8 protein-coding genes are annotated in these 6,279 nt (G+C 33.5%); 1 reads left to right on the top strand and 7 read right to left on the bottom strand.

What is annotated here, in order from left to right; translation table 11 throughout:
• Window positions 1–88: 88 nt before the first annotated feature.
• From FTU46_RS10570 to FTU46_RS10550, 5 genes are read right to left on the bottom strand one after another with little or no spacing between them, the layout of a single operon-like run.
• On the bottom strand, window positions 89–1,024 hold the full coding sequence (locus FTU46_RS10570) for a hypothetical protein (protein WP_005028393.1): 936 nt from the start codon (window positions 1,022–1,024) through the stop codon (window positions 89–91).
• Window positions 1,025–1,039: 15 nt separating this feature from the next.
• A complete protein-coding gene (locus tag FTU46_RS10565; protein WP_005005756.1) occupies window positions 1,040–1,819 on the bottom strand; it encodes a M48 family metallopeptidase in 780 nt (259 codons plus the stop codon).
• On the bottom strand, window positions 1,812–2,300 hold the full coding sequence (locus FTU46_RS10560; protein ID WP_005005757.1) for a hypothetical protein: 489 nt from the start codon (window positions 2,298–2,300) through the stop codon (window positions 1,812–1,814). Before FTU46_RS10560 ends, FTU46_RS10565 begins: the two co-directional genes overlap by 8 nt.
• A 9-nt stretch (window positions 2,301–2,309) precedes the next feature.
• Window positions 2,310–2,819 carry a hypothetical protein gene (locus FTU46_RS10555; protein ID WP_005005759.1) on the bottom strand — a complete coding sequence of 170 codons (510 nt, stop codon included), beginning with the start codon at window positions 2,817–2,819 and terminating at the stop codon, window positions 2,310–2,312.
• Between the two features lie 5 nt (window positions 2,820–2,824).
• Complete coding sequence (locus FTU46_RS10550) at window positions 2,825–3,247, bottom strand: hypothetical protein (RefSeq protein WP_005005760.1); 423 nt, start codon at window positions 3,245–3,247, stop codon at window positions 2,825–2,827.
• A 164-nt stretch (window positions 3,248–3,411) separates the two neighbouring features.
• Between FTU46_RS10550 and FTU46_RS10545 the strand changes: the two genes are divergently transcribed.
• Window positions 3,412–4,065, top strand: coding sequence for a hypothetical protein (locus tag FTU46_RS10545; protein WP_180087404.1), 654 nt, complete (start codon window positions 3,412–3,414; stop codon window positions 4,063–4,065).
• Between the two features lie 65 nt (window positions 4,066–4,130).
• On the opposite strand, the gene FTU46_RS10540 is transcribed toward FTU46_RS10545, so the two are convergent.
• Both FTU46_RS10540 and FTU46_RS10535 read right to left on the bottom strand, forming a co-directional pair.
• Complete coding sequence (locus FTU46_RS10540; RefSeq protein ID WP_005005767.1) at window positions 4,131–4,643, bottom strand: hypothetical protein; 513 nt, start codon at window positions 4,641–4,643, stop codon at window positions 4,131–4,133.
• A gap of 7 nt (window positions 4,644–4,650) precedes the next feature.
• On the bottom strand, window positions 4,651–5,781 hold the full coding sequence (locus FTU46_RS10535) for a hypothetical protein (protein WP_005005771.1): 1,131 nt from the start codon (window positions 5,779–5,781) through the stop codon (window positions 4,651–4,653).
• Window positions 5,782–6,279: the final 498 nt, after the last annotated feature.

Here is a 6,279-nt window from a genome sequence, read left to right as displayed (position 1 = left end):
AAAATCATTTGAATGATTTCTTCTTGGTCTACGTGCCATAAAATACTCCATATATTGATGTTTATAACATCATTTGAGGAGCAGAATATCACTTATAGGAGTTGTTCAAATTTACGGATCCATCTCTCTCTCGTACACTTAGAAGATAAGCATCTGGATTCGTTTTTAATTCTTTATCTAACATTATTAGCTTATTCAACATATCTTGGTTTGTCGTCTTGGGAATGATCCAACCGCCAAAACTAATATTGTTTAATTTGATGTTAGGTAGTGGATCTTGTCTATTTTGTTCCAGTAACCAAAGATAGTTTTCACTACAAACAAATAAGACTTTTAATTCCTGATCAATGCGCCGTAAATCACAATATCTGAATAGGTTTACGTTACCTGGTGCTTCAGCATTGATAATTGGTTTTTTTCTTGTTTTTTCACCATGTAACTTAAAGTATTTAACACAACTTTCAATGTCACTTTTTAAATTGATTGGTGCAGTTTCTATTGGTGCCTCTGATAATTGTTCTTCAGCATATTCAAAATAGATCCAACATACATCTTGGTCTTTTAGCTTTTCAAAAAGCCAATCTGGAACGTCATGCAATTTTTGTTTTAGTACAAATGGTTTTCCTACATTCGTAATCTTGACGCTTCTTTTCTTGTACGTGTCCAGCTCCCCTATCTTCTTCACGCCACTTTTATATAAATAACGGTTTTTGAGAACTACTTTACTCTTTTTTACCTCTTTTTCAGGTTTAGGATCAGTACTGGATTTTTCAGGCTCAACATTCAAACAAAAGTAATCTATTCCTTTGGTAAACAATTGAAACTTCCCCTCCTTTTCAATTAAGGCAAAATTCCCTCTGATTTCAGCACCTACTATATCTTTAGATATTAGAAATCGATCATCAACGGTTTGTTCATTTAAGAGCAGTAAAGCCGATTTAAAATCTACTTTGTGTTCTGGTATTACAACATAACCGTGGTCAAACAACTTTTTGCTCACTCGGATAACTGTGTAAATATCCATAACCAGCTCCTTATATTATTTCCTGTAATTTTGGTTGATGTATTCTTGGATCGCTACAATTCTTTTTTCTGAAGTAGGATGCGTTGATAAGAAATCAATTTTAGTGCCCTGTTTTTCTTGGGCTACTACTTTATTCCAAAAGCTGACTGCGCCCTGTGGGTTGTAACCAGCACGAACCATAATATCAACACCTAGAAGATCCGCTTCACTTTCAAGTTTGCGCGAACCAGGTAAGTTAACCCCATAATCGCCTAGTAAACTTGTGCCAGATACAACCATGTCACCAAGACCAGCCGAACTAGCTGCAAGCACACCTAAACCAGTTAAAAGCTTTTTACTTACCTTTTCACGCCCATGATCACGTAAAGCATGTGCAATTTCGTGGCCGATCAGTGCAGCCAATTCATCATCAGTTGCATTAATTTTTGTGATAGAACCAGTCAACACACCGATCTTGCCTCCAGATAGACAAAACGCGTTGATTTCATTATCTCGGATTGTATTAACTTCCCAATTCCAATTTGCTGCGTCAGCTCGATAATGTGGAACTTGTGCGATAAGACGTTTTGCTACTCTATTTACTTGAGCGTTATTCACAATCAATCCACGCTGTTTAGCAGTCGTGATGATGTTGTTGTAAGACTGAGTACTTTGCTGAAGATATTCTTTTTCAGAATACAACATGATTTGTTTGCGTTTAGAACCCATTCCATCAATAGTACTAGATACGCAACCAGTTAAAAGAGATCCGGCAACAGCCAAAACACACAAAGATTTCATCTTAAAATCAAACATTTTGTTTTCCTTTATGTTTAAAAACATTTAACAAGTTAAAACTGCGCTTATTAAGCTTGTTTTTATCTTCCAAATCAGTAATACATTTAAACTCTTTTAAGATGTTTTTGTAATGCTCTTTTTGTTCATTTTCTGACTTATTAAAACCTTTCAAAGCTAACTGTTCAATAGTTTTAGGGCTGAATAATTTCAGAAGAACTATATTTAATATTAAAGTACCAGCCAGTAAGCCCAACGCATAAAGCTGAACAACTGAAGTACTGTATTTAGGTTCCATCGGACCAAGTGAACCAAAGCATATAAAGCTAAATACAGATAAAGTAACTGCAGCTATAAAACTAGATACCGTAACTCTAATCTTGAACTTATATCGTGCAATTAAAGCGACAATTAAAAAACCAAAAAGTATGGTACCAATTGCCGTAGCCATTATGACTAAAAAGAGCCCAGGGTTTGTGTTTGATGGATCTAACATTTCCATAGAATATCCTTAAATAAAACCCTTGCTTTCTAATAGGGTGAAACGATCTTTAAACAGTACAAAGAATGTTTTTTTAACGCTTTCGTACTGGTGTTTGATAATGTCTAAAGCACTATCATATGCACCTAGTTTCACGTAATTAACAAAATTGGCATGATCAAAACCTTTAAGTTTGTGACGTTTAATAAAGCCCTTAAAGTCTTGCTCTTTTTCTTTAAATTGATTCTCAAATTCAAAGAAAAGTTTGCCTAATTTCATGCTGTATAGTTTTAAATTGACAATAAATTCGACTAAAGGTGTTTCATTTCCTCTAATCGTAACCAGCATGTCTTTATCTTTTGTGATTTCGAGCGATGGTAAAAAATTAGAAAAATTAACCAGTAAATCACTTAATAAAACTTGTTTATTAAAGTATGTGACCAAAACAGGTGCGCTATCTGGCACATACGCTTTGATACGTTCAAATTTACTTAAAGCTTCTGGAGAAGCATGACCACTAAGGGCTAATTTCACTAACATATAATTCACTCGACATCTAATTCATTTTTTAAAACCAATTTGTATTTTGGATGAACCCCAAGTCTAAGTTGAAGTAATGTCCACGCTTGCTTTGTTATTAACTTTTCGCCACTTTCAAACTTTGACCACTGTATATTGTTGTACAATCCTGTGTGACTAGACATTTTGGTTTTACTTAAACCACTCCAGACTCTTAGTTGTTTTCCTAAGACTGGTATTGGAACCAGCATTAAACCATTGTCCTCTTGTTCCTTTAAAATCTTTAAAGCTGCCTTTTTACCTACTAATTGACCGCCATCTTCACAAATATAAGTAATACGAGCTGTATATTGTTCAGAGTTTAAGCACTCTTCTAACAATGCTAGAACTTCATCCTGAGGATTCGTTAAACCCCCTCCAACCGTATCGCCTGTATCAGTTTTAATCACGAGTTATACCTTTTAAGATAGATATTCTTATAGTATATACGAAAAACATTTAAAAGATTTTTTTAAAAAAACAAAATGTTCATTTTTTGTATTTTAGCTAAAACCACTTATAATATGATTATTGGTATTAACCAAAGTTTAAAACATATTGAAAGGTGTTTAAAATGACTAACTCTAAAACTAACGCTAAAACCAAAGAGAACCGCTTAAACCAAAATGGCAGTTTAAGCAAAACCGACCAACGCAAGCTTAAACCTATTTCTTTTTGCTTATTAGATACAGAACAAGTGACAATGCTGGAGAAAATTGAAAAGTTTCAATATGGCAATTTCTTTAAAAACATTATAGCTTCTATGACTGATGAAGAAGTTGAACAGATCGCGAATAGCAACAAGAAAAGCGATCCAATCATTCCTCAAAAATTACTAGATCTAAACATCACAAAAGGTTTCTTATCTTGTCGTTCAATTGCAAAGGTGCTTTTTAAACACAATAAAGTTGAATCTATGCTGCATGAGCTACGTAACTTTATCTCTGACGAATTCATTTTAAAGTTAGCTGAAGACCGCAACTTAACACTATCTATAAGCGACTCAGAAGTCGATTCTAATACCTCTTCAGGTATGTTTGATGATCGCTATGCGATGGCTGATACTGGCTATATGAGCCGTACAACACCTGTTTTCAATCAGCAAAATATTGAATCTATAAAATCCATTGTTCGTGAACATGAGAAGCTTCCAAAACATGTCGAATTAGACAATGATTTCATTGAACAGTTTATGAATGACAATCCTGAAGTATTCGCAAAATTATAAAAACACAAACAAAAAAAACCATCTAATTTTTAGATGGTTTTTTTATGTCTTAATTATTTCTAGAATCAGCTATAAAGCTTCGCTGGCTCGTCTGCAACTGGTATCACTGGCTGTACTTCTTGCATAAGAATTTTAGTCACTTCATCCAGTGGTGCAATGTTGGAAGGTAAAAACTCTATTGCTTCAGGAAATTGTGATTTAAGGTAAGCATCTATGGCTTTGTGAATAGCTCGGTACCATTCTCGCGATTCGCTCTCTAAATTAAACATGCTTGAAATTGAAGCTTCTAGATCCGCAATATATTTACTTGGTAGTAAAGCTTTACGCTCCATATAAGCTTGATGTGCCATAGCAAGCCAGATAAAGCGATTTAATTCCTTACTACTTCCCTCTACGCTATTATCTTTAAAGTTCAACGTTCTAAATTTGCAAATGTGAAAATGTTGCTCACTAAAATATTTAAAGAAATCTTCATACTCAATTACAGAAATGGATTTTTGTAGCACCAATGGTATATCTAATGCGAGATCCACTTCGACTTTACGTGTACCAATGCCATTTTTAATAACAAATTTCATATTCACCTCAAAATAAATTAAATTGTTTAAAGGTGTCTTTATCATTAAAAGTAACCAGGTGATGCGATTCAATTAACGATTTAAGGTCCTTAGCCTGAGCAACTGGCTGTATTTCAATGCTGGCGATTTGTGCAGCTTCATGAATTAACCCTATGATTTGAGCACGGCTTTCTAAATATGCAGATAGATCGCGAGTTTCTTTGAATGAAGAAATGACAAAGTTAATATTCTTTTCTAAATTCTCACTCAAACTGCTTAGTGTTTGGTTAATTGGTGCATACTTTTCTATATGCTCTAAGACTGTTGCATGATCTAGAAAAAAACTAACTTCCAGCAATAATGAATTGTAAAAATCAATAAAGTTCGTTTCTTTTTCAAAGATGAAAATTTCTTGGCCATCTTCGTCATTAGGTATCTCAATTGAACCTTTTGAGATCTCAAAACTTTCATCCCCCAACAATGTATGCAGAATTCGGCCTAAGTGTTCTGCATGTGGTTTGCTGTTAGTAAAGTTGATTTTCAAGTTTTCATTTGAATCAGCAATACGGACTAAAATATAGTTTGTTGTGTGAAATAATTCATCTGCATTGTCAGTAAAATTTAACATTGAAATCTGATTATCTGTTCCAGCATCAGAATCAAGTTGCTTATCCAAAAATTCATGGTTATCAATAAAAAGCTTAGCTACACCGTTTGTAATAATGCTTTCGTATTCACCAAAGTTTTGTGCAAGGTATTCGCTCATTAAATTTGGCAGAACTTCTAATAAACTTTTTTTAAGATCCGATAATTCAATAGCAGAATTGAATAACGAATCTGGCACAAGGTTCTCTACCTCTTCATCAAGTGCTTCATCGTTTGGTGACAACCCTTTTTGCTGTGCAATTGCATTACGGAAGGAAGCCATAATTGAGATTGTCAAAATTGAAAGTGTTACCGTTTTAACCCATTCACTTTTCACATCGTTAGGCACGTAAAAAGCGCAATTACTAACCCACTGGTGGTTATGATTAAGAATCCGCTTTAAAGGGGTTTTAGTGGCTGGAAAAATTTCAAAGACAGTATTTAAGATTGGGTTTTTACCCAATTTGATGCTTTTATTATTACCGTAAAAATAGATGCTGCGAATATCAGACATAATATACTTTCTTAAACTTAACGTTGGTTACATATTATCACTGATTTAGTTTTAAAAAATATTTTTTAAAACTATTAATTTTATTTTTTTGTGTTTTAATTCTGCCCTTGTTCACTGCTTTTAAAACCCAAAAAAACAGGTAACTTTTGCTTAGGCTACGGTGGGAACTTGGTATTACAGTGTTATTTGGTAGCTAAAAAATTAAACATTGATAAACTATTGATAGTAAAAGAGATAAGGAATAGATAGATTTCTTTGCGTGTAGGGATATACTTTTCATCAAACATTTTGTTTATCGCATACAGAAGTGAAGAAAAACATAAAATGAATATGATGATTTGCAATATATATGATGGAGTATTGAGGGTTTCTGGTAGATATTTAATCTTGTATATCGTTGTATTTAAAAACATTTCAAACACAAAGAATACAACTACAAAGATGTAGCAAATATTGAAAATGGCAACTAAGTTGTATGCCGATTTGAGTACCAGGCCT

The sequence above is a fragment of the Acinetobacter sp. YH12108 genome (assembly GCF_013419055.1).
GTDB lineage: Bacteria > Pseudomonadota > Gammaproteobacteria > Pseudomonadales > Moraxellaceae > Acinetobacter.
This window is presented reverse-complemented; position numbering and strand designations above follow the sequence as displayed.